Origin of the sequence: Paenibacillus pasadenensis (assembly GCF_023715725.1) — a bacterium.
GTDB classification, from domain to species: Bacteria; Bacillota; Bacilli; order Paenibacillales; family Paenibacillaceae; genus Paenibacillus_O; species Paenibacillus_O pasadenensis_A.
Genome location: NZ_JAMBOT010000008.1, coordinates 52,112 through 78,382 on the forward strand (window position 1 = coordinate 52,112; position 26,271 = coordinate 78,382).

The 26,271-nt window shown below is 52.8% G+C and carries 22 protein-coding genes and 1 pseudogene; 9 read left to right on the forward strand and 14 right to left on the reverse strand.

Annotation, left to right across the window (positions count from 1 at the left end):
* The first annotated feature begins 145 nt into the window (after positions 1-145).
* The gene (locus tag M3223_RS17785) at positions 146-571 is read left to right on the forward strand and encodes a DUF1284 domain-containing protein (protein WP_251564018.1); all 426 of its coding nucleotides are present in this window, start codon (positions 146-148) and stop codon (positions 569-571) included.
* 207 nt (positions 572-778) lie between these two features.
* Here M3223_RS17785 and M3223_RS17790 read toward each other — a convergent pair whose 3' ends face one another.
* Genes M3223_RS17790 through M3223_RS17800 form a run of 3 tightly spaced genes read right to left on the reverse strand, consistent with a single transcriptional unit; the run spans position 779 to position 3,801 of the window.
* Entirely contained in the window at positions 779-1,585 is an 807-nt protein-coding gene (locus M3223_RS17790) for a carbohydrate ABC transporter permease (RefSeq protein WP_251564020.1), read from the reverse strand.
* The gene (locus M3223_RS17795) at positions 1,582-2,457 is read right to left on the reverse strand and encodes a carbohydrate ABC transporter permease (protein ID WP_251564022.1); all 876 of its coding nucleotides are present in this window, start codon (positions 2,455-2,457) and stop codon (positions 1,582-1,584) included. Before M3223_RS17795 ends, M3223_RS17790 begins: the two co-directional genes overlap by 4 nt.
* Before the next feature lie 24 nt (positions 2,458-2,481).
* Positions 2,482-3,801 carry an ABC transporter substrate-binding protein gene (locus M3223_RS17800; RefSeq protein ID WP_251564024.1) on the reverse strand — a complete coding sequence of 440 codons (1,320 nt, stop codon included), beginning with the start codon at positions 3,799-3,801 and terminating at the stop codon, positions 2,482-2,484.
* Between the two features lie 253 nt (positions 3,802-4,054).
* On the opposite strand from M3223_RS17800, the gene M3223_RS17805 reads away from it, so the two are divergent.
* Complete coding sequence (locus M3223_RS17805) at positions 4,055-5,614, forward strand: response regulator (RefSeq protein WP_251564026.1); 1,560 nt, start codon at positions 4,055-4,057, stop codon at positions 5,612-5,614.
* Positions 5,608-7,383, forward strand: coding sequence for a sensor histidine kinase (locus tag M3223_RS17810; protein WP_251564028.1), 1,776 nt, complete (start codon positions 5,608-5,610; stop codon positions 7,381-7,383). Before M3223_RS17805 ends, M3223_RS17810 begins: the two co-directional genes overlap by 7 nt.
* 420 nt (positions 7,384-7,803) lie before the next feature.
* Here M3223_RS17810 and M3223_RS17815 read toward each other — a convergent pair whose 3' ends face one another.
* Genes M3223_RS17815 through M3223_RS17825 form a run of 3 tightly spaced genes read right to left on the reverse strand, consistent with a single transcriptional unit; the run spans position 7,804 to position 9,952 of the window.
* Positions 7,804-8,748 carry an ADP-ribosylglycohydrolase family protein gene (locus M3223_RS17815; RefSeq protein WP_251564030.1) on the reverse strand — a complete coding sequence of 315 codons (945 nt, stop codon included), beginning with the start codon at positions 8,746-8,748 and terminating at the stop codon, positions 7,804-7,806.
* 15 nt (positions 8,749-8,763) lie between these two features.
* Positions 8,764-9,462 carry an SDR family oxidoreductase gene (locus tag M3223_RS17820; RefSeq protein WP_251564032.1) on the reverse strand — a complete coding sequence of 233 codons (699 nt, stop codon included), beginning with the start codon at positions 9,460-9,462 and terminating at the stop codon, positions 8,764-8,766.
* Positions 9,463-9,502: 40 nt separating this feature from the next.
* Positions 9,503-9,952 carry a VOC family protein gene (locus M3223_RS17825; protein ID WP_251564034.1) on the reverse strand — a complete coding sequence of 150 codons (450 nt, stop codon included), beginning with the start codon at positions 9,950-9,952 and terminating at the stop codon, positions 9,503-9,505.
* A 243-nt stretch (positions 9,953-10,195) separates the two neighbouring features.
* Between M3223_RS17825 and M3223_RS17830 the strand changes: the two genes are divergently transcribed.
* Together M3223_RS17830 and gdhA are read left to right on the forward strand one after the other, a co-directional pair.
* Positions 10,196-11,182 carry a diaminopimelate dehydrogenase gene (locus tag M3223_RS17830; RefSeq protein WP_251564036.1) on the forward strand — a complete coding sequence of 329 codons (987 nt, stop codon included), beginning with the start codon at positions 10,196-10,198 and terminating at the stop codon, positions 11,180-11,182.
* Between the two features lie 215 nt (positions 11,183-11,397).
* Positions 11,398-12,774 carry an NADP-specific glutamate dehydrogenase gene (gdhA, locus tag M3223_RS17835; protein ID WP_435368026.1) on the forward strand — a complete coding sequence of 459 codons (1,377 nt, stop codon included), beginning with the start codon at positions 11,398-11,400 and terminating at the stop codon, positions 12,772-12,774.
* A gap of 202 nt (positions 12,775-12,976) precedes the next feature.
* On the opposite strand, the gene M3223_RS17840 is transcribed toward gdhA, so the two are convergent.
* The 6 genes and pseudogenes from M3223_RS17840 to M3223_RS17865 form a co-directional block, all read right to left on the reverse strand.
* Positions 12,977-13,846, reverse strand: coding sequence for a hypothetical protein (locus M3223_RS17840; protein ID WP_251564041.1), 870 nt, complete (start codon positions 13,844-13,846; stop codon positions 12,977-12,979).
* A 219-nt stretch (positions 13,847-14,065) separates the two neighbouring features.
* A complete protein-coding gene (locus M3223_RS17845; protein WP_251564043.1) occupies positions 14,066-15,016 on the reverse strand; it encodes a metallophosphoesterase family protein in 951 nt (316 codons plus the stop codon).
* Between the two features lie 222 nt (positions 15,017-15,238).
* Positions 15,239-15,883, reverse strand: a complete 645-nt coding sequence (locus M3223_RS17850; RefSeq protein ID WP_251564045.1) for a hypothetical protein — start codon at positions 15,881-15,883, stop codon at positions 15,239-15,241.
* A gap of 78 nt (positions 15,884-15,961) precedes the next feature.
* The gene (locus M3223_RS17855) at positions 15,962-17,188 is read right to left on the reverse strand and encodes an RtcB family protein (protein WP_251564047.1); all 1,227 of its coding nucleotides are present in this window, start codon (positions 17,186-17,188) and stop codon (positions 15,962-15,964) included.
* 22 nt (positions 17,189-17,210) lie between these two features.
* The gene (locus M3223_RS17860; protein ID WP_251564049.1) at positions 17,211-18,002 is read right to left on the reverse strand and encodes a nucleotidyltransferase domain-containing protein; all 792 of its coding nucleotides are present in this window, start codon (positions 18,000-18,002) and stop codon (positions 17,211-17,213) included.
* 190 nt (positions 18,003-18,192) lie between these two features.
* Positions 18,193-18,839: pseudogene (locus tag M3223_RS17865) on the reverse strand (hypothetical protein).
* A gap of 108 nt (positions 18,840-18,947) precedes the next feature.
* Here M3223_RS17865 and M3223_RS17870 point away from each other — a divergent pair.
* The 4 genes from M3223_RS17870 (at position 18,948) to M3223_RS17885 (ending at position 23,313) form a co-directional block, all read left to right on the forward strand.
* Complete coding sequence (locus tag M3223_RS17870) at positions 18,948-19,610, forward strand: HAD hydrolase-like protein (RefSeq protein ID WP_251564051.1); 663 nt, start codon at positions 18,948-18,950, stop codon at positions 19,608-19,610.
* A gap of 395 nt (positions 19,611-20,005) precedes the next feature.
* Positions 20,006-21,235 carry a serine/threonine transporter SstT gene (gene sstT / locus M3223_RS17875; protein ID WP_251564053.1) on the forward strand — a complete coding sequence of 410 codons (1,230 nt, stop codon included), beginning with the start codon at positions 20,006-20,008 and terminating at the stop codon, positions 21,233-21,235.
* Between the two features lie 197 nt (positions 21,236-21,432).
* Positions 21,433-22,023, forward strand: a complete 591-nt coding sequence (locus tag M3223_RS17880) for a TetR/AcrR family transcriptional regulator (RefSeq protein ID WP_251564055.1) — start codon at positions 21,433-21,435, stop codon at positions 22,021-22,023.
* Positions 22,024-22,086: 63 nt separating this feature from the next.
* Positions 22,087-23,313 carry an MFS transporter gene (locus tag M3223_RS17885; protein ID WP_251564057.1) on the forward strand — a complete coding sequence of 409 codons (1,227 nt, stop codon included), beginning with the start codon at positions 22,087-22,089 and terminating at the stop codon, positions 23,311-23,313.
* Positions 23,314-23,415: 102 nt separating this feature from the next.
* On the opposite strand, the gene M3223_RS17890 is transcribed toward M3223_RS17885, so the two are convergent.
* Positions 23,416-25,869: a DEAD/DEAH box helicase family protein gene (locus M3223_RS17890; protein WP_251564059.1), complete on the reverse strand. Its 2,454-nt coding sequence runs from the start codon at positions 25,867-25,869 to the stop codon at positions 23,416-23,418.
* Positions 25,856-26,179 (reverse strand): nucleoside triphosphate pyrophosphohydrolase, encoded by a 324-nt coding sequence (locus M3223_RS17895; protein WP_251564061.1) that lies wholly within the window; start codon positions 26,177-26,179, stop codon positions 25,856-25,858. Before M3223_RS17895 ends, M3223_RS17890 begins: the two co-directional genes overlap by 14 nt.
* Positions 26,180-26,271 lie beyond the last annotated feature (92 nt).

Consider the following 26,271-nt stretch of genomic DNA (forward strand, 5'->3'; position numbering starts at 1 on the left):
TGAGAATATATAACATTAATATTTTTGATTATGCAACTCCTATCGGATGATGAACAGACCTAATTTTGATTTCCTCCCCTATCCCCCATTGTCAACCCAATGATATACTTACATCGTTAACAATCATTCAAAGGCGGGTACAACGATGACAATTAAGCTGCGAGGGCATCATCTGCTCTGTCTGCTCGGGTTCCGGGGCAAAGGGTACTCGGCTGACTTCTGCGTCAATATGACCCAAATCTACGAAAAGCTCCGCCAGGAGCCGCATACACTCATTCAACTTATCGTCGGGCCTGACGATATTTGCGCCGCCTTTCCTACAGATCAGGTGTCACACTGCGAGAATCGGCGCGTCTACACCCAAGACGAGGAAATTGCCAGATTAATTGGCATCCGCATCGGAGAAAGCTGGACATGGTCCTCCGTATGCGAGGCCGTAGTAGCACGCGTGCAGCCAAGCGACATCGCTTCCCTTTGCCACGACTGCCAATGGCAGCCCTACGGCCTCTGCCGGGAAGGCGTAGCCCATATCCACCAGGAGCCGCGCCTGCGCAGCCTGCCGGAGAGCTAGGCGATTCGCTTATTCGCAGCTCAACTTACGGATTACGAGCTGCGCTTATGCGACATGCCAGACGGCTAAGCCGCGGTTCGCTCCTTCATCCCTAAAGCGGCGGGTTTCGAACTGCTCCCCCGTCCGCAACAAAAAAAGCTCCTGCGACCATCGCAGGAGCTCTATTCACCTATTAACGGAAGTAGAACACGCACCCGCTTCCGCTCATCATTTAACCGAGCCCAGCATGCCCTGCACGAACTGCTTTTGCAGAATGAAAAAGATCAGCAATGTCGGAATCGTCGTAATGACAACCGCCACCATAATTACCCCGTAATCCGGGCTATACCCGGACGCAAGCGAGGAGACAACGAGCGGCAGCGTCTTTTTGTCCTGGGATTGCAGCGCAATGAGCGGCCACAGGAAATTGTTCCAATAGTTCATGAACGTGATGATCGCCGCTGCCGCATAGGTCGGCTTCATGTTCGGCACGTATACTCTGGCAAAAAGACTCCACTCGCCCAGACCGTCCACCCGCCCCGCCTGCAGCAGCTCACGTGGAAACGACTTTGTATTTTGCATGAAAAAGAAGATCATAAACGCTGTCGTAATCGTCGGCAAAATAACTCCCGCCGGAGAATTCAACAGGCTCATTTTGCTGAATAGGCGGAAAAGCGGAATCATAATCGCTGCGAACGGCATCATCATGGACAGCATCAGCAGGCCAAACAGCCGGTCCTTGCCCCGCGACCGGTAAATCTCGAACCCGTACCCCGCCATGGAGCTCAGCACCAATGTTGCCGCCGTGCCGATCAGCGCAATAATCGTTGAATTCCAAAAGGCGGAGCCCAGATTCACCACATCCATCAGCTTGGCAATATTGGCCGAAAGCTCCGAGCCGGGGCTAAACTTGCCCTTGAGCACATCAGCCGAGCTGTTTGTCATGCCAATCAGCATCCAGGCGAAGGGGAACAGGCAAATGATCGAAACCGAGATCAGAAACAGATGAATTCCGGCTGCGCTCCATTTTTTCATTTTTTCTCCCCTCCCACTTTAAGCTGGAAGAAGGCCAGAATGGCGACCATAACCACAATAGCGTAAGAAACAGTGGCCGCGTAACCGAAGTTCGGCGTGTACACAAAGGACAGATTATAAATGTACTGCGAAATGGTCATCGTCGAGTTGCCCGGCCCGCCGTTTGTAATGTTGACCGCCTCGTCGAACAGCTGCAGCGTTCCGTTGGTCGATATAATCGCTGTGAACAGGATGATTGGCCGCAGCATCGGCACCGTAATGCTGAAAAACTGCCGCGTTTTGGACGCTCCATCGATAGAGGCGGCTTCATAAACGCTAGAGTCGATATTTTGCATCGCGGACAGATAAAAAATCATATTGTAGCCCGTCCAGCGCCAGGTAATCGCTACAATAATGACCACCTTCGCCCATAGCGGGTCCATGAGCCAGGCGACCGGCTCACGGATAATATGAAGGGACATCAGCATCCGGTTCAAAATGCCGTCCAGCGCAAAAATCCCTTTGAACAGCACCGCATAGGACACAAGCGAGGTCACGCAGGGCAGAAAAATCGCCGTACGATAGAACCCTTTAAACCTCAAATTCGGTATGTTGAGAAAATAGGCAATCACAAGCGCGACAAACAGCATGACCGGAACTTGAACGATCAGATAGAGCACCGTGTTGCGGACAGCCTGCCGGAACATCGGATCAGCCAGCAGGCGTGTATAATTGTCCAGCCCGGAGTAATGGTATACGGCGCCTTTGCCCGACTGAAACGACAGCAGCAACGACTGAATCATGGGATAAAAGCTGAATAGAACGATGATTGCCGAAGGCAGCAGCACAAACTGCCATCCCATGAGATTGGATTTATTCAACTTTCCGCCCATCTGAATCACCTGCCGTCTCTTCGGTTATTGCACCTGCTGATCAAACAGCTTTTGCACATTGTCCAAGCTCTTCGCCAGATCCGCGCCGTTCAAAATATTCGGAAGCTCGTTTTTGAGCGAATCCTTCGCCTCCTGCGTGTACATGCCCAGCGAGATGCCCGGGACTTCCTTCGACCATTTTGTAAAATCGCTATAAATCGCCTGACCGCTGAAAAACTCGGACTTCTGGCTGTACGCTTCGCTGGAGAAGGCCGGAATGAATGAGCCTACGCCGCCTTTTTCCTTGAGGAATCGCTCATAAAACTCGCTGCTGCCGCCAATCGTCGTTGCCAGAAAGTCCATCGCAAGCTCTTTGTTGGCAGAGCCGTCCAGCACGAACCAGCTCGATCCGCCCTCATTGGACGCATGAACAGCACCGTCGAGCTCCAGCTTCGGAATCGGCGCAACCTTCCATTTGCCGCTTTGGTCCTTCGCTTCCATAATGCCGTTGACTTGCCATACCCCCGATATTACCGTAGCCACATCGCCAGCGTTAAAGCTGCCCACGTATTCGCTCCAGCCCGTGACCGGCTTGGCAATTCCGGCGTCCGCAATCGCTTTGTAAACACGCAACGCTTCGGTCATCACCGGATTGTTGACGAAGTTGCCTTTGTTCTCCGGCGTAATGTACCAGGAGCCTGCGGATTGCAGCAAAATGGACGGCAAATTCTCGTCGTTCGGATTCATCGTAATCATCGCTTTGCCCGTTTTTTCCTTCACGGCTTTGCCAATCTCGATGAAGCGGTCCCACGTAATATTTTGCAAATCCGCGTCTTTAAAACCCGCCTGCTCCAAATAGTCGGTGCGGTAGAACATGCCCGTGACGCCGATATCAAACGGAATGCCGTACACTTTCCCGTCAATCGTAAGAGCGTCTACCTTATAAGGAGAGAACTGCGAGAAATCGGTTTTATTCGTAAAATCGGCAAACGTGCCCGGGTAAGAGGCGACATACTTCTCGATATTGGGGTCGTTGACCAGAATGATATCCGGCAGCCCTTCCTTGATGCCAGCGGCCAGGTTGGTGTTCAGCTTTTGCTCCAGATCAACCTTGGCCATGTCGACAAATTCAAGCTCGAAGCCCGGATGCTCCTTGGCGTACAGCTCCTCCGCGATTTTCAGAGCGCCTCCATTAAAACCGGCGTCCCAAGCCCAGGCGACGACCTTCTGCGTTTTGGCCCCGGAATCTCCGCTTGTGTTCTCTGCGCCGGAGGTGTTAGTTGTTGCCGTTTCCGCGGAGCCGCAGGCCGCCAGCAGCGCAGCGGTCATCGTGCCGAGCAGAACGAGAGACAATGCTTTTTTCATTAAAATCCAACCCCTTTATTTGTTGTAAGCGCTTCATGTTCTTTATTGTAGAGAACGGCGATAGCGGCGTATAATTCTATTTCCATCTTTGTTCGTACTATTTATTGATCTTGAATCCGCTTACGCTATTTGACTAGTAAAAATTATATAGACTAGCACTTTTTTTGCATGATGGAAACAGAGGATTGAACCCTGCCCCATTATCCCCTGAATTGGTGTATGATGGGACATATCTTTTCTACGGCGAGGTGAGATGATGGACGGGCAAACGACTGCTTACCGGGTCATGATCGTGGATGATGAGGCCATTCTTCGGACAGGAATGGTTCATCTTTGCCGATGGAGCGATTTTGGCATCGAAATTGTGGCTCAGGCCTCTAATGGAAAAGAAGCGCTGCAGGCCATCGGACAGGCGCAGCCGCATGTTGTCCTTACGGATATCGTCATGCCGGTCATGGACGGCGTCGAGCTGACCCGGGAGCTCAGGACGCTGCATCCCGAAATCGGCATCATCGTGCTGAGCAGCTACAGCGAGTACAACTATGTACGCGAAGTATTTAAATACGGAGTTACCGATTATTTGCTTAAACCGAAGGTATCAGCCGGAGAGCTTGTCTCCCTCATCCAATCCCTGTGCAGCGGCATGGCTCCAGAGCGGCTAAGGCAGCCAATGCGCACTCAAGAGCCCTCCCTGCTGCTCGGACGCTGGCTGGAAAGCGAGGAGCCGGATGTTTATCCCGTTGAGTTGGCTGAACAATTCACGGCTGGTCGCTTTTTGCTGCTCAAAGCCAGTACTTCGTTGGCCCTTTCGCGGACGAAGTGGAATCAGGGGCAATTAGAGAGCATGCTGCTTGAGCTGGCGGCGGAGCAGCTTGCCGAGTGGCGGCATGAAAGCATTTTTCTGAAACATGAGATGGTGCTGCTGCTCCATTACGTCTCTGAGGAGGAAGATGGGGCAAAAGCGGCGCTGAATCGGTATGCGGAAGCCGCACGGGAGGCGCTCACTTATTTGTCCTTTGTGCAATCCGAGCCGTTTCAGGCTTTTGAGGACATCAAATCGCAGCAGGAGCGGCTAACGCCCTACCTGGGAAAATTAATCTATTATTCCGGAGCAGCAGCGGTGCCTGAGGCGGAGATTGCCTCCTGCGACAGGCACTCGGAGCAGCCTGCATTTAATCAGTCGCTGTTTGCGGCGTCGCTGCGCATCTATTCCATTGAGGATGTACGCACACAATTGAAAGCGTTTTTTTCGGAGCTGTCCGCTACGCATTCCATGGATGAGTACAGCCTGAAGCGCTTTGCCCAAAATCTGATCTATACCGCGCTTAGTCTGCTTGAGGCTCAAAAACAGCCGGTCGCGGAGCTTGGCAAGTCGCGTCTTAGGCTGTTTAAGCTGATCGACTTGGCGTTTCATATCGAGGAGCTGGAGGAAATTCTGCTGCAATTTCTGGATGATCTTAAAGGCATTCTGCCCTGCTCCGACAAGCAGCAATCGGCGATTTTGCAGCAAATCTACGCGTATGTCGATGAGAATTTTGACAGCGATATTTCTCTTTCGGAAATGGCCGACAAGCTGCATATGAATTACAGCTATCTGTCGACCTATTTTAAACAGCGCGCCAACGAAAATCTGACCTCCTACATTAACCGGGTGCGCATCGGCAAAGCGCAGGAGCTGCTGCACCGCCAGGATTTAACCGTGTCCGAGATCAGCCGTTTGACCGGCTATTCCGACCATAATTATTTCTCAAAGGTATTCAAGAAAAAAACCGGCATGACCCCGATTGAATACCGGAATCAAACCTCATGGTAAAGGAGGCTATGCTGCGGAAAAACAGTATTTTTATCAAAATCGTCCTGCTGATGCTGGCTGGCATCCTCATGATTTCGTTTGTGCTGATGCTGGCCTCTTCGTCCATATCAGAGCGCATTTTGCTCAATCAGGTCGTGCAGAGCGCCTCCGCCAACATGAAGCTGACCAAGGACGATCTAACGGATTACAACGCGCAGGTTGTTGCCATGATGGTGCAGATCAACCGCAGCAAGGAGTTTAAGCAGTACATCACTCAGCAGGCCAGCACCTCGCTCGAGCAGGCCAATCTTGTTATGTCGCTTGGCAAATACATGGAGCTGAATAAGGATAATTTCAATCCGGACAATTCGCATATTATTGTATCCGCGCTTCCTGGTACGGGAGGCCGGCATTACTCAAGTAATTCCTTGAAATGGTATAATATACCTAATAATATTGTGTCTGATTTTATGAGGGTTGACGGAGCGATTCCGAACCGTATCCTCTATCACAGCAGTCCCGATCTGTTTAACGAAACGGTTCCGTACGACAATTTTATTTTTGCCACAAAGCCGCTGATCGACCGGAGCGGTTGGATGTACGGGTATGCGGTTGTGCTGATGGACGAGCTTAATATTTACAACAAATTCAAGCCATATATTTCGCAGGGCATCACCATTTCTTTGATTGCTTCCGATGGAACGGTCCTATCCAGCAGTGTCAAAGAGTCTATCAGCAAGCGCAGCCCGGAGCTGCTCGCGAGCGCGGTGAATGCCAGCAAAAAGTCTGGCGGAATCGGGTCGGACCCCGAGCTTAAGCAAACGTATATTTCCTACTATTTGCCGGAATTTGACGCCTATCTGCTGGAGGAAATCGATCAGCCGACGGCCTTTGCCCCGCTCTACCGGATCGCATCGGATATATTTAAAGTGGTTTGCATCGTGCTTGCGATCAGCCTGCCGTTTGTTTATTCGCTCAGCAGGCGGATTACGCAGCCGTTGTACAAACTTGTTGGAACGATGCAGAGCTCCAAGGGCGACGATCTGAAGCTGCATCCGCTGCAGGAAGGCGGCGGTTACGAGACCAATGTGCTGACAAAAGCCTACAACCGGATGGTCAAGGAAATCGATCAGCATACCGAAAAGCTGGTGCATGAGCAGCAGGAGCGCCGTAAAGCCGATTTAAACGCGCTGCAGATGCAGATTAATCCGCATTTTTTGTACAATACGCTGAGCTCGATTAAATATTTGGCCAAAATGCACCGCTCCGACCAGGTCGATCAGACGATCGACAGCCTTATTTCCATGCTGCAAAGCACGCTTGGTTCAACCGAGGACGAGGTGACGCTGGACAATGAGCTGGCGACGCTCCGGCATTACGTTTATATCAATCAAATTCGCTATGGCGAAGGCATCAAGGTGCATTATGAAATCGCGGAGGACTGCATCGGTTTGCTTGTTCCCAAGCTGATTGTGCAGCCGTTTGTAGAAAATGCGTTTTTCCATGCGTTTCCCGGCTCCGCGAACGGGAACATCCATATTTTTGCCCGGCGGCTGGATGAGCGGCTCATGCTGGAAATTATGGACGACGGCGTAGGCATGTCCGGCACTGCGGAGGAAGAAAAGAAAACGAGGAAACACCGCCTGTCGGGAATCGGCATCAACAATGTGCATGACCGGATCCGTCTGCTGTTCGGCAGCAGCTACGGAGTGGATATCGAAAGCGAGGAGGGTTACGGCACCTCGATTCGTATTACATTGCCTTTGAGGGTGGAGGCGAAGGCTGGATAGTAGCGCCCGGGGCTGTAACGCATCTGAGACGCCTTATTTCGCGTTTTTTGTGGATGTTGAACTTTTAACGCAACTGATACGTCTTATTCGCTGCTTTAGAGCCGATTTTAGACTGAAAATAGCCTAATAACGCGTCTCAGTTGCGTTAGCCGCTGAAAAACCCGGTTTTCGGCGGAATAAGCTCTGTCAGTTGCGTTACAGCATCCACGAGCGATCGCGATGAAACAAGCTAGAGCGATGAAACGAACGAGCGGGCAGTCGAGCCCGCTCGTTTCGGCTTCAGCTTGTGAGAGCAGCCTCCTGCATAACCGAGTTTAGAGCTCTGCATCCATACCTACTCATCCATACGAAAAACCCCCGCGATCCGCGGGGGTTTTCTTGCAAATCAGGGCTGTCCATCAAGGACAGCCTATTGTTCACCTACGCCGTAGCATGGCGGTAGAGACCATCCGCCAGCTCGCGGATGTCCTCGCCGCGCGCCAGCAGCTGCAGCCAGCGGGACGGAATTCCGGCCTCGCCGTAATACGCTCCGGCAATTTGGCCGTACACCGCTCCGGTCGTATCGGCGTCATCGCCCAGGTTGACGGCCAGCAGCGCGCCTTCCTCGAAGCTGTTGCTGCCGGCGAAAGCCCATAACGCAGCTTCCAGCGAGTCTACGACGTAGCCGGTTCCTTTAATCGCCGGCGGCTGTTTTAGTTTATACGAGCCGCGCCGGATATCCTCGATTCTCGGAGTCAGCGGCTTGGCTCCGAGCCAGCGGTCGAAGGCATCCTCCCGCAGCAGCTCCTCTTTGCTCCAGCCATGCAGCGCTCCCAGCAAAATAGCTGCCATCAGCCGGCAAGCATCAAGACATTCCGGAGCGGCATGTGTCGTCCGGGAGCTCTGCTCCGCATAACCGATCGCCTTTTCCGGAATGCCTGCCTCGAAAAGCACGGCCGGGACAAGCCGCATAATCGAGCCGTTGCCCGCTTGCATCGGATCATCCGATCCGCTCCAGCCGTCGCCTGTCCGTTCGAAGCGCATAACCGCCCCTCTCACCGCATTGCCAATGTCGAAACAATCGCCCGTGCTGCTCCAGTAACCTTCGCGGAACCAGCGGCGGTACCGCTCCAGCTGGTCGGCGGGGTCAAAACCGCCGCTCTGCAGCAGGCTTTCCGCCAGGCAGAGAGCCATGGACGTATCATCCGTCCATTGGCCCGGCTCCAGCCGGAATACGCCTCCGCCGATCATATCCGTCACTGGCGGAAAGCTTCCCGGCGGCTGGAATTCCGCCGTCGTTCCTAGCGCATCGCCAGCGGCCAAGCCGAGCAGCGCTCCCCGAAAACGGCGCAGCTCCAGCGCCGGAGCTCGATCAGCAGTTGTCATTCGGCCTCGCTCCCTCTATATTTCCATTTCCCGCCCGACATGGTCGACAAACTGGAAGCTGCTGTTCGGCTCGATTTTACGCTCGATCAGATCCATAATTCCCCGCGCGCTCTCGCGCGGATCAAGCGTTGCGTTCTTGCCGCCCATATCGGTCTGCATCCAGCCGGGATGCACGCTCAGCGCTATCGCGCCGCGCTCCTTAAGAACGCCGCTCAGCTTTTTCGTGAACATATTAAGCGCGGTTTTAGAAATCGTATACGGATAATTGCCGGGATAGGCATTCGTCAAACTTCCGGCTTCTGAGGAGATGTTGATTACCGACGCATTCGGCTCCTGCAGCAGCGGCAGCATATGTTTGACAACCCGCATCGGGCCGTACAGGTTGATGTCGAAGGAAACCTCCATATCGCGGAAGTCCAGCTCCTCGATTGACGAGCTCTGTCCCTCCAGCACCGCAGCGTTGTTCACGATGGAGCCGAGCGTGCGCCCGTCGCGGGCAAACTCCGCCGCCAACGAGGCAATGCCTTCCTCATCGGACGCATCGAGCTGAACGGCCTGCAGCCTTTCTCCGAACTGGCGTTCGAGCTCATGGTAGGCGTCTCCCGCTTGATCCGGGTTCCGCATCCCTGCCAGCACGTAATGCCCGCGCTCCAGCGCCTCGGCGGCCAGCACCAGCCCTAAGCCGCGCCCCGCTCCCGTAATTAAAAGATTCATCGTCAATATCCTCCTCCGATTATCCGTTCTAATGGTCTGATTAATCGTTTTCCAGCAGTTCGACGATCACTTTAAGCTGCGGCAGCGTATCCAGATACGCATAACGTCCTCCGGAGTATTCGCCCTTCTGCTGCAGCGGGAAACCGCGGCTTTCCAGCAGGCTGATCTTATCCTTCATGCCTTTAACTTCAAACGCGATATGGTGGACGCCTTCCCCATGCTCGTCCAAATGAGCGCGCCAGGTGCTAGGGTTCTCGTCCGGCTGGATCAGCTCCAGCTGCAGCGAGCCCATGTCCATAAAGGCCAGCTTGGCGCGCGCGGGGCTAGGCACCCCGTTATACTCTGTTCTCGCAAGCTCGGGCGCATCCGTGACGACGATGCCCGGAACGGGAATTCCGAAAAAATCGGCATACGCCAGGCTTGTTTTCTCGATGTCGTGGACAAGCAGACCGATCTGGGTGACAACACGGTTGTCCAGTAAACCTGACATGGCATACCCTCCTCATACAGCGCTGCACAGCGACAAACTATTAGGGAAGTATAGCATATTCTCCGCAATTTGGTAACGTTATCCGGCTCTTAAAATCTAGCAAGTTGCCATTGTTAACCGACTAGCCTTCTTTGCCTACTTTTTGCAACTCCCATCTTAACATTGACTCCACTCCGGCGCTGTTCTATCCTCCTAGTTAGGGCCAGTCAGCAGACAAGGCTAACATAGAAAGGGGCAACACCAATGAGCAAAACAATTCGAGTCGGTATCGTAGGCTACGGCAATCTGGGTAAAGGCGTTCACAAATCGATCCAGCAAAACCCAGATATGGAGCTTGTGGCTGTATTCACCCGCCGGGAGCCGGAAGCGATGCAATCCGCAGCCGGAGAGGTTCTGTTCGAGACCATCTCCAGAGCGGAAGTATATCGGGACCGCATTGACGTCATGATTTTGTGCGGAGGATCCGCAACAGATCTTCCGGAGCAAACGCCGGTTATCGCCGCTATGTTCAATACGGTGGACAGCTTTGACACCCATGCGAAAATTCCTGAGTTTTACGAGCAAGTAAACGCGGCCGCAAAAAGCGGCGGCAACGTAGGCGTAATCTCCACGGGCTGGGATCCGGGTCTGTTCTCCCTGAACCGCCTGCTGGCGGAATCCATTCTGCCGCAGGGCACAACGTATACGTTCTGGGGCAAAGGCGTAAGCCAAGGCCACTCCGATGCCATCCGCCGTGTAGCCGGCGTTAAAGCTGGCGTTCAGTACACCGTTCCGGTCGGAGCTGCCATTAACCGCATCCGCGGCGGAGAAACGCCGGATCTGGAAACGCGCGAGAAACATTTGCGTCAATGCTTCGTCGTAGCCGAGGAAGGCGCAAACCTGGAAGAAATCCGTCAAACGATCGTTTCCATGCCTAACTACTTCTCCGATTACGACACAACCGTAGAATTCATTACCGAGCAGCAGCTTGCCGAGGAGCATCACGGCATGCCGCACGGCGGCTTTGTTATCCGCAGCGGCGAGACCGGCGACGGCACCAAACAGCTCGTTGAATTCAGCCTGAAGCTCGAGAGCAATCCCGAATTCACGGCAAGCGTTCTGGTCGCTTATGCCCGTGCAGCTTACCGTCTCAAGCAGCAGGGACAAACCGGCGCTGTGACCGTTTATGACATTCCGTTCGGCCTGCTTTCCCCGAAATCTCCGGAAGAGCTTCGCAGAGAGCTGCTGTAGTCACCAGCGCTTTTTTCGACCCATTTTCTGAGCAATATAGAGGATTTGCCTCACCTAAAATACCACCCGCTTCTGCTGAAGCGGGTGGTATTTTTATGCATCATAAATAATTTTTATCAACCGTAAAAAAGATTAGTATTGGTAAGATTCTTTGTCCTGTAGATATAATAGTGCAAAGTTTAGGCGGATGAATACAAACACCAAAAAAAGGGGTTTTGAACTTGAGCCAAGCGGTCGTTACCGAATCAGAAGTGCGGGAATATATTGAGTCCGTTTATGAGACAGTTATCAAACGTAATCCGGAGGAATCGGAGTTCCATCAGGCGGTTCGGGAATTCCTCGAAAGCATGGAGCCCGTTATTGCGAGACACCCCGAATACCGCAAGCACTCCATCCTGGAGAGACTCGTTGAGCCGGAGCGTTTGATTACGTTCCGCGTGCCTTGGGTCGACGACAAAGGCCAGGTACAGGTGAACCGCGGCTTCCGCGTTCAGTTCAACAGCACGCTTGGCCCGTACAAGGGTGGCCTCCGCTTCCATCCGACGGTTGCTGCGGGCACGATCAAATTCCTTGGCTTCGAGCAAACGTTCAAAAACGCGCTGACCGGCCAGCCGATCGGCGGCGGCAAAGGCGGTTCGGACTTCGACCCTAAAGGCAAATCCGATCTCGAAATCATGCGTTTCTCCCAAAGCTTCATGACCGAGCTGTATAAATACATCGGCCCGGATGCAGACGTACCGGCTGGCGACATCGGCGTCGGAGCGCGGGAAATCGGCTACATGTTCGGACAGTACAAACGGATTCGCGGCGGCAATGAGCCTGGCGTTCTGACCGGCAAAGGCGTTGGATACGGCGGCAGCCTCGGACGTACGGAAGCAACCGGCTACGGCTGCATTTATTTTGTGGAGGAAATGCTGGCTTCGCGCGGTCTGGAAATTAGCGGACGCCGAGTAGTCGTGTCGGGCAGCGGCAACGTATCCATTTTCGCCATCGAAAAGGTTCAGCAGCTCGGCGGCATCGTCGTTGCTTGCAGCGACTCGGCTGGCTATGTTTACGACGAGGATGGCATCAACCTCGATACAGTGAAGCGCATCAAGCTCGAAGAGGGCGGACGCATCAGCGATTACGTCAACCATCATCCTGGCGCTGTTTACCGTACTGGCAGCACCAACATCTGGAGCGTGCCTTGTGAAATCGCGCTGCCATGCGCTACGCAAAACGAGCTGGACGAAGCGTCCGCACAGCTGCTCGTAAATAACGGCCTGCTGGCTGTTGCTGAAGGCGCTAATATGCCTTGTACGCTGGATGCCGTTCACCTGCTGCTCAACGCAGGCGTGCTGTTCGGTCCGGCCAAAGCAGCCAATGCCGGCGGAGTTGCCGTGTCCGCGCTTGAAATGTCCCAAAACAGCATGCGCCTTTCCTGGACCTTCGAGGAAGTTGACAGCAAGCTGAAAGGAATTATGCAGCAGATTTACCGCAGCAGCCTTGAAGCAGCTGAAGATTACGGCTTCCCGGGCAATCTGGTGGCGGGAGCAAATATCGCCGGCTTCAAAAAAGTAGCTAACGCCATGATCGCACAAGGCGTCGTATAATTATTCATCTGCAGCAGCATGCACCAGGCAAAAAAACCATCCACGCAGCGTCCCGTGCGCTGTAAAGGATGGTTTCATGCGTTGCCGGCATTGCAGCACGGCGTTAGATAAAAGCACGCAAAAAAGCGCCCGCTGCATCAAAGGTTGACCCTCTAATTGCTCATAGACGCTTCTCCAGGCTTGTATTTTTTTCATCGAATTTTTAACGCTTCAGACGCTGCAGCTTATCCGGGTTGCGCATGATGAAAACCCGGGACAGCATTAAATCCGCATTCAGCTGAATCATAAACGCCGCCTCAACGGCAGTATCGGAGCGGACAACAACACCTGTCTCGCCGTTCAGCGACATAAGCTCCACCTGAGCATTATGCTGGAATTCAGGCAGTCGCCGCAGCAGCCCGATCAGGAAACAAGCAACCCGTTCCCGTTCTGTAATCGGCTGCACAGGCGCAAACACCTTTCCGCCGCCATCGGACGAACAGACGACTTCCTCCGCCAGCATATCAAGAACGCTTTCCAGCTGTCCTTTTTCGGCAGCCGCCAAAAAGCGTTGAATCCATTGCTCGCCAGCAGCAGGCGAATACAGCGGTGATTTCCATCCGCATCCGGCATCTACGCCAAGCTTGGAAACGGACGTTTGCAGCAGAAGCCGGCAATGCGCCTCGCTTCTCCGCATCATTTTGCTAATCGCGTCAAGCTCCAGTTCAAACGCCTCTGTCAGTATAAAAGCGGCGCGTTCTTCCAGATTCAGAAGCTCCAGCTGCGCAAGCTTTGCATAGGACAGCATGCTCGCATCAGGTACCGCTGAATTCGCTTCCTCTGCTAACCCCGTATTACCCGCCGAACACGCCAGCGGCTCCGGCAGCCATTCCCCAAAATACTGTGCACGGCTGCAGCGGGATGCCTCATATACCGCCAAACACTGCTCAACAACAGCTTGATACGGACAATAATCTGTTTCCGCCACTTTCCGGCCCGCTTCTTCTTTCCCTATTCTCTCTGCCTCCGCAACGGAACCGGTCAAATGATAAGCCAGCATAACTAGTTGTCGTTGGTTTATCGCCTTCTGCAAAATATGACCCCCATCTAATCAGCCGCTGCTTTCATCTCTTCATTGGCCGACATGCCTCAACGTTTGGTTTAAAACGATAAGTCGATATGATCATATCAATTCCGTAGGTCTGAATCCATAGATTTGATTAGAAAGTCCTAGACAAGTTGGAATGAAAAAAAAAACGAGCATCTGGTATCGATTCCATAAAAATCGATCCAGCTGCTCGTTTTACTGCGTTTAGGCTTCCGACAACGAGCTTTCTTTTTCCTCTTGCAGCTCTTGCAGGTCCACTGTGCCATCATCAAGACGCAGCCAGGAATCATAGTTGCGCTGACCTTCCGTTAATTGAATGATTCTTGCGCCGCGCGGGAAACCTTCCTTGCCGTACGTATGATAACCTGTAGCTCGTCCGTAGCTGAGCGTAATGCCAAACAGCGTGCCCGCGTAGTCGTTGACATGATCATGTCCGGTAAACACACCTGTCACATCGCCCGCTTCCGCCATAGCAGCGAAAAAGCCGGAGTTGACCTTACCGCAGCATACATCCTCATGCCGTTGACCGCGGCAGCCGCCTTTTTGCCATACTTCGTCGTGCTCGGGAAGCGGAATATGGAAAAACGCCAGCGATGGGAGCGGAGTTCCGCCATTATTCTCCGTGTAGCTTTTGGATGTTTTGCGGTACCAGTCGATCTGGTCATGGCGCAGCCAGCTGTAACCCGGCACAACCGAGCTGATGTGCGAGTAATCGCCGGTATCGAGGAAATAAAGCACGCTGGCCGTGCTGCCGTCCCGGCCCTGAACCGCAATTTCATAGTTGCCAAATCCTGAAATACCAGGCGTATGCCTTGTGAGGCTGCCCTCAATAGCAATCAGCCCTTGCAGCACTTCCTCGCGGTTGGCCTTTGTACCTCTCTCGGCATCATGGTTACCCAGCACGCCCGCCCAAGGGATACCCCGGGAAACGACCGGCTCGACCGCCTGTCGAAGCGCTTCCAAAGGATCGGGACAGCCAAGACCATAAATAATATCTCCCGTAAATGCGACAAAATCGGGCTTTTCCGCTTCCAGCACCTGCTCCATCAAAGCTTTGGTCATCTGGTCTTCTTCATCTTCGTTCTGCCAATGCATATCGGTGAACTGAACGATCTTAAACGTTCCGTCATCACGGAATTTAAGCGGGCTAGACATTGGTAAGACTCTCCCCTCAATTTCAATTTTAGTTAGCGGCCCCAAGTGCCGATGGAATTAATTGTACATCGTTCCGTTCGTTCTGTCAGGAGTTAAAACGAAGAGAATCACAGGAAAATTCCCCCGAGACGGAAAATAAAAAACCTATCATCCTTTTGCGCCCCAGTAACAGGTTGGCAGGCCGTAATAATTGGACGATAGGTGAATCAGGAACAGGCCGGCTTACTTTTTCATCGCATCGGGGTAAACCAGCTTGTTGAACTCAGTGCCCGACTTTTCATCCTGCAGCTTGATTGTTACGTTATAAGCATCCGGCTTCGCCCCTGAGAACAGCTGGTAGTACATTGCCGGCAAAGCCAGGCCTACTGCAGCAAAGCTGTCGAAGCTGCCCTCATAGGCTTCCTGCTCCACGATAAGCGTGAATTCGGACAAGCTGTCATTATGCTTTACATCCTTGACGGATTTAAAAGTAGTTCCGCTTTTCAGTTCCTCCACGGACTTCAAAATCCCTTGTTTCATTTCATCCAGCATTTTGCTGTAGTTATCTTTTGAAATCGTATAGGTAACGGAACCGTCCGCGTTTTTGACCGCCTCGTTTACTCCATCTTTTTTCGCTTGCTCCAGCACCGCGTCGATATCCTGGCCCTCAAAAAAAGCAGCCGGAAGCGTAATCTCGTGCTTCAGCAGGCCCTTATCCACTTCAATGTCCTTGTTAGACGGGCTCGCCGCCGGGCTAGACGCCGGACTTGCCTCGGCTGTGGCGGAGTTGTCCGCACCGGACACCGCATCATTAGAGCCGTTCTGGCTACCGCATGCTGTCAGCAGCAGAGTAAGCGCCGCAGTCGCAGCCCATAACGTTTTTTTCATGTTCATCCTCCGATTGTCTTTGAATACGAGCCCGGATTAACAGGCCCTCCTTATCTATCGGAAGATCATGAAATATTTTCAATCTTTGTAAGGATCATACTCATTTGCTCCCGCCATGCAGACGCCGATCGGCTTCAGCGTATGCAGCACTTCCACCGTCTCGGAATGCGCGTCCAGCACCTCCCGCAGCCGGCGGTAAACGAATGGGCTCTCGTCCGTGCCCGCGCCCCGCAGCTCCACGCCGTACTCCCGCACCGCATCAAACATCCGCTTCTCGCTAATTTCGCCGCCGCTGCGGCGGCGCGTCTTCCAGTTCATTTTCCCGGCCGCCTGAGTGCGGCTCATCACACGTCCTGCTCCGTGCACCGTGCTCCAGCAGGCATCACGGTTCTCCTCCGTATCTTTGCCGCGCACGATGACGGATATATCCCCCATGCTGCCTCCAATAAAACCAAGCTGGCCCGGCGCCGAAGGCGTCGCTCCTTTGCGGACCACAATGGTATCCCTGCCGCCATGGCGTTCACGCCAAGCAAAGTTATGATGATTATGAACCGTAAAGTCCGCCTCCGCGCCGAGGATGCCGAGCACCTTGCCCATGACATAATCGCGGCCAGCATAAGCGTAACGGCCAGCCAGACGCATAGCGCGCTCGTACATGTCCCCCGTCTCGCTGGCGAGCTCCAGCAGCACCGGCGGCTGGTCCATGCTTTCCCCTGGAGCCTTGTCCATAAAGCCCCTTCCCGCAGCGAGGTTCAAAAACCCGCTAGCCGTTCTATGCCCGAAGCCTCTGCTGCCAAAATGGTTCGCCACCCAAAGCCGTCCCGTCTCCGGCTCCTCAAACAGATCGACAAAATGATTCCCGCTTCCGACCGTGCCAAGCTGGCTGCGAGCCAGTTTTTTCAGCGTATCGTGCTGCTTAACGCTGATGGCGCGAAACACCGCCCAGTCCGGATCGTCGAACAGCTCATGATCGACCTTTTCGTCATTGATTCTCCCGACGCCAAACGATATCTGCGCCGCGATTTCATCCATAACCCGCCCGATATGAGGCATAATATCCCGGGCAAAAAGCCCCGTCCGCACCGCTTTGTTGCCGCAAGCGATATCATAACCGACTCCCGACGGGGATATTTGTCCGTCGTAGACGACTACGCCGCCGATGGGCTGGCTGTAGCCTTTATGATGATCGGCCATGAGCAGCGTCTGCACAACGCGGCCATGGCTGGCGCAGGTAATGGCCTGCTTCATTGCTCCCTCGTCCGGCGTTCCCCACACCGAGACATTTTCAATTCGTTGGTAAGCCATTCGTACTCTACTCCTTTATATGTTAATGAAGCGCGCTTTCCCGCAGCGCTTTGCGGAACCAGCCGTCCAGCAGCAGATCCGGTACTCCTGGCGAGCTTGGAAGCCCCGCTGCAATTCGTTGAAAATACGCGAGCCGTTCCTCAAGATACGCCTGCAAAAATGGAATCTGCGGTTCGTCGTCGAGTTCCTCGCCGCTTTTTTTGCGGTGCAGCAGCTCCTCAATGATTCGGCTCAGCTTCCCTTCGCGCGGCAGCAGCTCCGCTGTTAACCGCTCGAACTCTACCGGCGGCAGGCCGCCTTTTTCCATGAGCCACTGGCAGGCTAACACCGAGCGCAGCACATAAAAGTATTTCTTGAGCCTTACCCGGTCGCCCTGCAAGTAGTTGCGATAGTTGCCTGTGGCAAGATTCAAGTAGTGGTGCATGCATGATTTGGAGCTGTACATCCCTTGCGCCGCCGCGCGAATCTGTGCGATGACCGTTCCTTTTTCCGCATAATTCACTGGCGAATGCAGCCACTCCAGCAGCGGCGGGTTGGATTTGGCGAGCAGCTGCAGCGCCTTGCGCAGATCCCAGCCGCTCAGGTCGAGGCTATCGCTAATCGGCCGCTCGATCACATCCCGCCCGGGATGCACCGACAAATACCATTCCACCGGGCGAACATAAATGAAACGCACATCGTAATCGCTGTCCTGCGACGGGAAGCCCCACGCCCGGCTGCCGGATTCGCAGGCATAGAGGATGCTGACCTCTTCTTCATGCTCCAGCTGCTCAAGCTCGGCTTTTATTTTCTTAGTCATCGTTGAATCAATCATCGTTCCGCCCCCCTGGCTCCGCAGCGCTTGCTGCACACGCGGCTTGCTGCCGTTTCGTTAGGCTCATTGTGCCTCAATTATCGGCCGGGCAACAGGGCGAATATATGGCGATGTGCGAAAAATTGAGAGAAGCCCAGACTTTTATCCGCCTGGACTTCATGTGCTTTCCTATCCTTAACGTTTAACAGCGTTAAAACAAAACCTTCGCATTCATCCACTGCCCGATGTTCACGCTCCCTTGAACGGAAAGCAACCGGTAAAAGTACCGGTAAGGCAAACGGCACTCGGTCAGGTTAGGAATCGGCAGCAGCGATTCGTATCCGGCTCTGAACTCCGCAGTGGAACGCTCGTCCAAAATGTATTCCAGCCCGATAAAATCAAGCTCGCGCGGATCGACTTCATCCGCCCTGAAGGGTGGCCTGCGTAGTCCAGGCGATGAGCGTGGATAGATGCCATCCCTCTGCCAAAGCTGCGCAATAAAGATGCAGGCGCATTAATGAAGGTCTCCACCCGCCGACCCTCCAGCTTTTCCAAGACAATAAACTGTCTGGACTCACCGCCCTTATGAAGCACCCTCGGAACGGGAACCGAGCTTATTTCACTAAGCTTATTATTAACATGCTCAAGCAGATGCACCTCGCGGGGATCGAGGTCGAATATCCTTTTTCAGCCCCACCAGAAATCGTTATCGGGCTCCCCCTTCATGCGGGAAGCGCGTACGACGTTTTCTTGCGTATCGGTCTGGACAAGCCACACATCGCTTGCATGATCGTCGTAACCGGGGCTCAATGCCTGCACGCTGCGGATCGGCTCGGGAAACAATTGCTGCAAATTCATAACCTCGCCTGCTTTCCAAGGATAATTTGCCGTTCACTCTATCTCTCATTATATTGGATAAAGATGGATGCGTTCTTTTTAATATGAATCGTTAATGGGGGAGTCAAATTGTCTTTTACCGTTATTTTTGATATGGACGGCACATTATTTCAAACGAATCAAATACTCGGACTTGCGCTTGAAGACACCTTTGCTCATTTTCGAAATGTTCAATTGTGGGCTGGCGATGCGCCGTTAGAGAAGTATCAGCAAATTATGGGCGTGCCGCTGCCGGTCGTGTGGGAGACCCTTATGCCCGATCATTCCGCCGGAATTCGCGAGCAAGCCAACGAGCTGTTTCTGGAGCGGCTGATAGCCCATATCCAATCCGGAAAAGGCGCGTTGTACCCGGATGTCGAGGCAGTATTGCAGCATCTGACCGATGCAGGCTGCACCGTGTATGTCGCAAGCAACGGACTGGCCGCCTATTTAAAGGCCATTAACGATTATTTCCGGCTGGACCGCTGGGTGACCGAAATCTACAGCATTGAGCAAATCAGCTCGCAAAATAAATCCGACTTGGTGCAGCTCATCAAGATCAACGGTGGAATCACCCATGGGGCGGTTGTCGGAGACCGAATGTCCGATATCAAAGCGGCCCGGGATAACGGACTGATCTCCATCGGCTGCAGATTTGATTTTGCCCAAGAGGACGAGCTAACTCATGCCGATATCGTTATCGATCGGTTTATTGATTTAAAATCTGTATTGAAAGAATTTATAGACAATTAATATTTCGTAGAAATGAATGTAATCATGTGATATATTAATTCGGTAAAGCATTCACAAGTTAAAGCGAGTTATTAAGCGTTATGTTATCCAGAAATTGGACTAAACTTTTAGAAACACACAAGGATTGTCTCATGCTTCCGGCGAAATTTACAGCTATCGCCTATTAAAGGAGCTGAACCTTAATGAAATTTAAAAGTCCAGAACGGTACGGGCAGGTGGAAATTGAGGAATAGCGTCCTATTCCCCTGTCTAGTTCGTGTAAACGACCGTTTAGCTCCTGCAAGAGACACTGACAACGCGATTTATGCAAACGTTTGTTGTTTTTTGCGGGTAGCAGCTGAACGGTTCGAGATTTGAAAGAGTAAGGAATTTTCATATTGAACCGGAGGGTACTCATGAAGACAGCTTTAACCAAATGGAATCGAATCAGCCTCGTCAAACGGATTGTTGTAGGGATTATCGTCGGCGTCGCACTGGCGTTGATCATCCCTGACGCAAAGGTCGTATCGTTGTTCGGCACCCTTTTTGTATCCGCTTTAAAAGCGGTAGCGCCCATGCTCGTTCTGTTCATCGTCATGTCGGCGATCACGAAACATCAGAAGGGCCGCCAGACCAATATGAAACATATTCTCGTTTTATACGGAATTGGTACGTTTCTCGCGGGGCTGATCGCCGTTATCGCCAGCTTTATTTTCCCGGTCAAATTGTCGCTTGTTACTGGCGACGGCGACTTGACGCCTCCAGACGGAATCGCCGATGTATTGGAATCGCTGCTGTTCAGCGTCGTAGACAATCCGGTCAACGCGCTCATGAACGCGAACTATATCGGTATTCTCGCGTGGGCCGTCGTGCTTGGCATCACGCTGCGGAGCGCTAGCGAGCAGACCAAAAACATGCTATCCAGCTTCTCGGACGCGATTTCGCAAATCGTAAAATGGGTCATTGAATGCGCGCCGCTTGGCATCATGGGACTCGTGTTCAACTCCATTACGACCAACGGTCTCTCTTCCCTGCTCGATTACGGAAGGCTGCTGCTCGCGCTCCTCGGATGCATGCTGTTCGTTGCGCTCGTCGTCAATCCGCTCATCGTTTACGCGAATACCCGCCGGAATCCTTACCCGCTCGTGCTTCGCTGCCTGAAGGAAAGCGGCATTACCGCCTTTTTCACGCGCAGCTCCGCCGCAAACATTCCGATTAACATGCGGCTGTGCGAAAAGCTGAAGCTGAATTCGGATACCTATTCGGTATCCATTCCGCTCGGCGCAACGATCAACATGGCCGGAGCTGCCGTCACGATCTCCGTCCTGACGCTAGCGGCCGTGAATACGCTTGGCATTGAAGTTGATTTTGGGACGGCGCTGCTGCTGTCCGTCGTGTCCGCTATCTCTGCGGCTGGCGCCTCCGGCGTCGCCGGCGGATCGCTCCTGCTTATTCCGCTGGCCTGCAGCGTCTTCGGCATCCCGAACGAAATCGCGATGCAGGTCGTCGGCGTCGGCTTCATCATCGGCGTCGTACAGGACTCCTGCGAAACGGCGCTTAACTCCTCATCGGACGTGCTTTTCACGGCGACGGCCGAGTATGCGAAGGAGCGTAAAGCAGGCGGGGACGTTGCAGCTGGGGTTTAAGTAGACTGTGATTTGAATATCAAAAAAGCCTCTGAATCCGCATGTGAGCGGGTTTGGAGGCTTTTTGACTTTGACATCATATAAATATGAATACAAGATCATCTGCTTCACTTCCCACGGAGTCGTTGACAAGTAAAAAGAAATCCCTTATCCTTTTATTAGACTGGACGGTCGGTTTAAACAAGGAGAGTGACGACATGCCGAGATCCACGGACCATGGCGAACAGACAAAACGTCACATTGCGGCCACGGCGAAAGAACTGTTCGTGCTCAAAGGCTATGCAGCAGCTACAATGGATGAGATTCGGCAATTATCGGGATCAAGCAAAGGAAGTATCTACCATCACTTCAAAAGCAAAGAAGTGCTTTTTCTGTACATACTCCAGCTGTCCATGGATGAGTGGATCCGCAAGTGGCGCGACATAGAGAAGCCGCTCGATACGGCACGCGAGAAGTTATACCGGCTTGCCGAGCATTACGCCGAGGATTTTCGGAATCCTTTGCTGCGGGCTGCGGAAGAGTTTTCGAGCAGCGAAAACTACGATCAGGAGATTCGGGACAAGCTGCTTGAGCTGACGCGAATGCATTACCCCGCCATTCAACAAGTGGTGGAGGAAGGGATGCGCAACGGCGAGTTTCGTTCGGTACCGCTTGACGATTTAACCTTTACCCTGTTTGGGCTGCTGGGAGGATTGAGTGTCGCCTATTATGGATACGACACCGATCGAATTGTCGGCTTATATCGGACTGCAATCGACATCTTGCTTCAAGGGATAGAGAAAAAATAATTTTTTTTGCCTATTAACTAGACCGGACAGTCGGTTTATAGAATACTTAAGGAGGCTTTTATTATGAAAGCATTGTTCGCAAACCGGGTTTTCCGGATCGTTGCATTCGCCGACCTTCTTCAGCAGCTCGCGATCTGGGTTCGAAATATCGCGCTGCTGTTTTACGTGATGGAGCAGACCAACAACGATCCCGTCGCCGTTTCCCTGCTGAACGTGATGGAATACGCTCCGATATTTCTATTCTCTTTCATCGGCGGCGCCTTTGCCGACCGGTGGAATCCGAAGCGGACGATGATAGCAGGCGATCTGCTCAGTGCGCTGTCGATTGGAGCCATTCTTTTTTTCGTGCTAGCGGGGACTTGGCAGGCCGTATTCGCCGCGACAGTCGTGTCGGCAATCGTCAGTCAGTTCTCTCAGCCTTCCTCGGCCGTCATGTTCAAGAGACATGTGCCCGAGGAGCTGCTGGCGCCGGCAATCAGTATCTCTCAGGGAATCATGTCCTTGTTCATTATTGTAGGACCGGTCATAGGGACGCTGATCTATTCGTCGCTCGGCCTGACCTTTTCATTGGCCGTACTGATCGTGTTATTCCTGACTGCAGCAGCCGTCCAGTTCTTCCTTCCCCCCTCGCCGCGCTCACCCGAACGGAGCTCCCCGCCGATTCTTAACGATATGAAGGATGGGTTCCGCTATATCCGCAGCCATCGGAACTTAATTATTATTGCGATCACGTTTGCCTGCATCGGGCTTGGATCTGGCTTGGTCCGGCCGTTGGACATCTACATTGTGACCGAACGTCTTCAGCTCGACAAGGAAAGCGTCCAGTGGTTCTATGCGTTGTCCGGCGCCGGAATGCTGATTGGGGGCGTGGCGGCAGCGATTCTCGGTCCAAAAATAAATCCGCGTGTCGCCATCTTCACAGGCATCGCCTTCCTGTCGTTTTCCATGATCGTCGAGGCTCTATCCGTCTGGGTCTATCTAACGGCTGCCATGCGCTTCATGGTCGGCGTCATGACGGCGTTCATGCAAATCGTGCTTGGAGCGATAATGATGAAGCTGGTTGAGGAGGCCTACATCGGGCGTGTGAACGGTACGATTACGCCGCTGCTCATGGCGGGGACGCTGATTGGGTCCGCTCTGGCGGGTCCGCTCATGAAGTCGATCACGCTTGTTCCCGTCTACGGCCTGTCCGCCGCAATTGTTCTGATTGCCGCTTTTGCAAGCCTAAGCATGAAATTTGGCGGCGGTTCTGCAGCCAAAGCGGATCAATCCGGAACACATTCAGCTTAAGTGTGCCTCTGAAGCAGAAGCTGCGTTGAAAAGCCTCCTCATCCACCGTAACAATGGATGAGGAGGCTTTGGAGTTCTAATAAGAAACCGGCCAGCTTAGGGCTATTCCTTGGAGGCTGAAGAAGCCCTTTCTTGTTTACGCTCAAAATGGAAATGCAGCCTGTACTGGCAAATCTCCATCGTCCAGCGATGCAGCACGGATAGATGTTCAGGATCTGGAGTGAAGCGGAGACTGAACACTCCGTCCTCAAACCGAGTCATGCTTCCTTTAGCGGAGCTCCACTTGAGCATTGGCATCCGTTCGATAAGCCGGCTCACTCCGGCTTCATTGTATTCCCAGAGCTTTTTGGAGTCGTTATCGGAGAAGTCCCGTCTTTTGCGATATTCCGACTTCATCAAATAACGATGGAAAAAGCGGGCCATCTCCTTTGCTGAGACTGGCTCCGTCCAGCGCTCGGGGCCGCGCTCCAGCATATAGAGCAGCACGATCATTTTATAACTCTTGCTCATGACCGTCTTCTCCACATCGCGCAGCCAAGCTTCATACCGATAATAAATGTCCGTTTCTTCCTTTGTTAAACATTCCGTCCAATGCAGAAAACCGATATAAGTGCCAAACTCGTTCCGGTATTCCCAGCTGTTAGAGCTGCCATGAAGATGGAGCTCCAAATACGTCGGAATCCGGCCGAGCTCATGTTTAAGATCAAGAAAAGAGCGGTGCAGCCGTTCGCGATGCGGGAGCTTTTTTCGGCTTAACTCGTCAAGCAGATCAACAACCGCCGTCTCCAGGTTGAGCTCACAACCCGCAGGGACCGTCGGAATGACCGATTCCCAGGACTTTGCCTTGGGATCTTCGCCGGTTGCGAACAAGCGGAGCTTTACATCCGCATTACGGTAATTGCCGATTAAATCAATGATCGTACAATGCGACTTCTGCTCCGATAGGCGTAATCCGCGGCCTACCTGCTGGGTAAACACCGTCAATGATTCCGTAGGACGAACAAACAGCAGCGTATCTACGCTCGGAATATCGACACCTTCGTTGAACAAATCCACCGTGAACAGAATATCCAGCTTCTGCTCATCCAGGCGGTTGATTGCTTCCTCCCTCGTGATGCCGGTCGCTTTGGAATGAAGGCAGATCGCGCGCACTCCTTTACTCTGGAAATATTCCGCCAAAAAATCCGCCTGCCGAATTGAGGAGCAAAAACCGATCGACCTCGTTTGTTTATGCCGGTTCCAGGCGTCGAAAACCTTCTCGGCCAGCTCCATTTTCAACTGTGCAGCAGCTAATTGTTCATCGTCGTAATGCGTACCGAGCCAGCGAATCGCGGAATAATCCGTGTCGTCGTATACGCCAAAATAGTGGAACGGCGCCAACCAGCTGCGACGGATTGCTTCTATAAAATGAATTTGGTACGCTACGTTCCCGTCACACAGCGCATATACATCCTTGCCATCCATTCGGTCCGGCGTCGCCGTAATGCCAAGCAAAAACTGCGGCTTAAAATATTGAATGACCGACTGATACGATACGGCAGCAGCATGATGAAATTCATCCACCACGACAAGATCAAAGCGATCCTCTGCGAACGACTCCCTATGTTTTTTCATTCCAAGCGTGTAAATGGAAGCAAACACACAGTCGGCGTCTCCCTCTTTATTCATCCCGTTAAACAGGCCAAACGTCCGCTCCGGCATAATTCGTTGAAATGAGCGCTGTGCTTGCAGAAGAATTTCCTCACGATGAGCAACAAACAATACCCGTTGAAACCTTTGGGCGAAAAAGCCCGCCAGGTTTGTTTTCCCGAGTCCAGTGGCCATAACGACCATCGCTTTGTCATATTCCTCTTCCAACGTTCTCTCCAGCGCATCCAAAGCTTCAAGCTGAGCAAATCGCGGGAAAATAGGAGTAAAGTCAGCACCAGGGGTCTTTTCCATGACAGAAGCTTCGATCGTTTCGGTCCGATACTCCTCCTCTTCCATCTCCGTAATCATGCGGGTTAGCTCGGGATTTTTGCGATGGCAGGTTCGGTATTCCTCTTCGTACAGAGAGATCGTATGCTCATTTAATGGAAGAGTAGAGTCATGGTAAAAATTGTGCATAAACTTCTCCAGCGCGATCTGGAACGTATAGGGCTCCGCTTTGGCGTTCATCGCGAGGTTCCATTCCATACCCATTCTCATCGCCGACATAGAGAAGTTCGAGGAGCCGACAATAAGCAGTCCTTCACCATTGTCATAATCGAACAAATAAGCCTTTGGATGAAAAGAAGTGCCCATGCTGCGCCATAACCGGGCTTCCAGCCGTGAATCAATCTCACGCAGAGCCTGTAGGCCTTCCGGCTGCGTCACAAATAAATAATCTCCAGCGAGCACCTTTACTTCGGCTCCCCGCTGAATGGCATTTTTCAGATGCGGCGCCAGAAGGCGCACCCCGGACTGCATGACGAAGGAGGTCATAATATAAATGCCGGAAGCGTTCTGCATGCCGGTAATTAGATCATCTGCTAGATTTTCCGTAATTAGCTTAACGTTAAGCTTAGTCGTCGACATCGATCAAATACACCCGGTCAAGAAATCCGCCGCGCTTCTCCGCCTTTTTCTCTCGGGTAGCTTCAAGCTGCTCCCAGTTCGATCCATGCGCAGCCGCCAGCGCGCGGATGACCTCCAGCATATCGGCCAGCTCTTCCAGAGCTTCCGCCGGTTGCTCCGCAGCGAAATACTCCTCCGACTCTTCCTTTAACTTGCGGTTAAGTTCTACGATGAACTCTTGCTCGTCCAAGGTGCGGCTGCGGAATTCTTTGCCCGTCGATTGTATAATGTTGGGGATCAGGTCGCGGACGAGTTTATTGTATTGGGGCATGATGGTATCTTCCTTCCGTGAAAATCTTATTTATTCAGAATCTACTTCTCTCAAACACCGCTTTCTGTAAGTCTTTCCACAAATGAAATATC

What these genes read in the sequence shown, in the direction of transcription:
- M3223_RS17785 (WP_251564018.1), top strand. Translation starts at nt 146, where the DNA reads ATGACAATTAAGCTGCGAGGGCATCATCTGCTCTGTCTGCTCGGGTTC.
- M3223_RS17790 (WP_251564020.1), bottom strand. Translation starts at nt 1,585, where the DNA reads ATGAAAAAATGGAGCGCAGCCGGAATTCATCTGTTTCTGATCTCGGTT.
- M3223_RS17795 (WP_251564022.1), bottom strand. Translation starts at nt 2,457, where the DNA reads ATGGGCGGAAAGTTGAATAAATCCAATCTCATGGGATGGCAGTTTGTG.
- M3223_RS17800 (WP_251564024.1), bottom strand. Translation starts at nt 3,801, where the DNA reads ATGAAAAAAGCATTGTCTCTCGTTCTGCTCGGCACGATGACCGCTGCG.
- M3223_RS17805 (WP_251564026.1), top strand. Translation starts at nt 4,055, where the DNA reads ATGATGGACGGGCAAACGACTGCTTACCGGGTCATGATCGTGGATGAT.
- M3223_RS17810 (WP_251564028.1), top strand. Translation starts at nt 5,608, where the DNA reads ATGGTAAAGGAGGCTATGCTGCGGAAAAACAGTATTTTTATCAAAATC.
- M3223_RS17815 (WP_251564030.1), bottom strand. Translation starts at nt 8,748, where the DNA reads ATGACAACTGCTGATCGAGCTCCGGCGCTGGAGCTGCGCCGTTTTCGG.
- M3223_RS17820 (WP_251564032.1), bottom strand. Translation starts at nt 9,462, where the DNA reads ATGAATCTTTTAATTACGGGAGCGGGGCGCGGCTTAGGGCTGGTGCTG.
- M3223_RS17825 (WP_251564034.1), bottom strand. Translation starts at nt 9,952, where the DNA reads ATGTCAGGTTTACTGGACAACCGTGTTGTCACCCAGATCGGTCTGCTT.
- M3223_RS17830 (WP_251564036.1), top strand. Translation starts at nt 10,196, where the DNA reads ATGAGCAAAACAATTCGAGTCGGTATCGTAGGCTACGGCAATCTGGGT.
- M3223_RS17845 (WP_251564043.1), bottom strand. Translation starts at nt 15,016, where the DNA reads ATGTCTAGCCCGCTTAAATTCCGTGATGACGGAACGTTTAAGATCGTT.
- M3223_RS17850 (WP_251564045.1), bottom strand. Translation starts at nt 15,883, where the DNA reads ATGAAAAAAACGTTATGGGCTGCGACTGCGGCGCTTACTCTGCTGCTG.
- M3223_RS17855 (WP_251564047.1), bottom strand. Translation starts at nt 17,188, where the DNA reads ATGGCTTACCAACGAATTGAAAATGTCTCGGTGTGGGGAACGCCGGAC.
- M3223_RS17860 (WP_251564049.1), bottom strand. Translation starts at nt 18,002, where the DNA reads ATGATTGATTCAACGATGACTAAGAAAATAAAAGCCGAGCTTGAGCAG.
- sstT (WP_251564053.1), top strand. Translation starts at nt 20,006, where the DNA reads ATGAAGACAGCTTTAACCAAATGGAATCGAATCAGCCTCGTCAAACGG.
- M3223_RS17880 (WP_251564055.1), top strand. Translation starts at nt 21,433, where the DNA reads ATGCCGAGATCCACGGACCATGGCGAACAGACAAAACGTCACATTGCG.
- M3223_RS17885 (WP_251564057.1), top strand. Translation starts at nt 22,087, where the DNA reads ATGAAAGCATTGTTCGCAAACCGGGTTTTCCGGATCGTTGCATTCGCC.
- M3223_RS17890 (WP_251564059.1), bottom strand. Translation starts at nt 25,869, where the DNA reads ATGTCGACGACTAAGCTTAACGTTAAGCTAATTACGGAAAATCTAGCA.
- M3223_RS17895 (WP_251564061.1), bottom strand. Translation starts at nt 26,179, where the DNA reads ATGCCCCAATACAATAAACTCGTCCGCGACCTGATCCCCAACATTATA.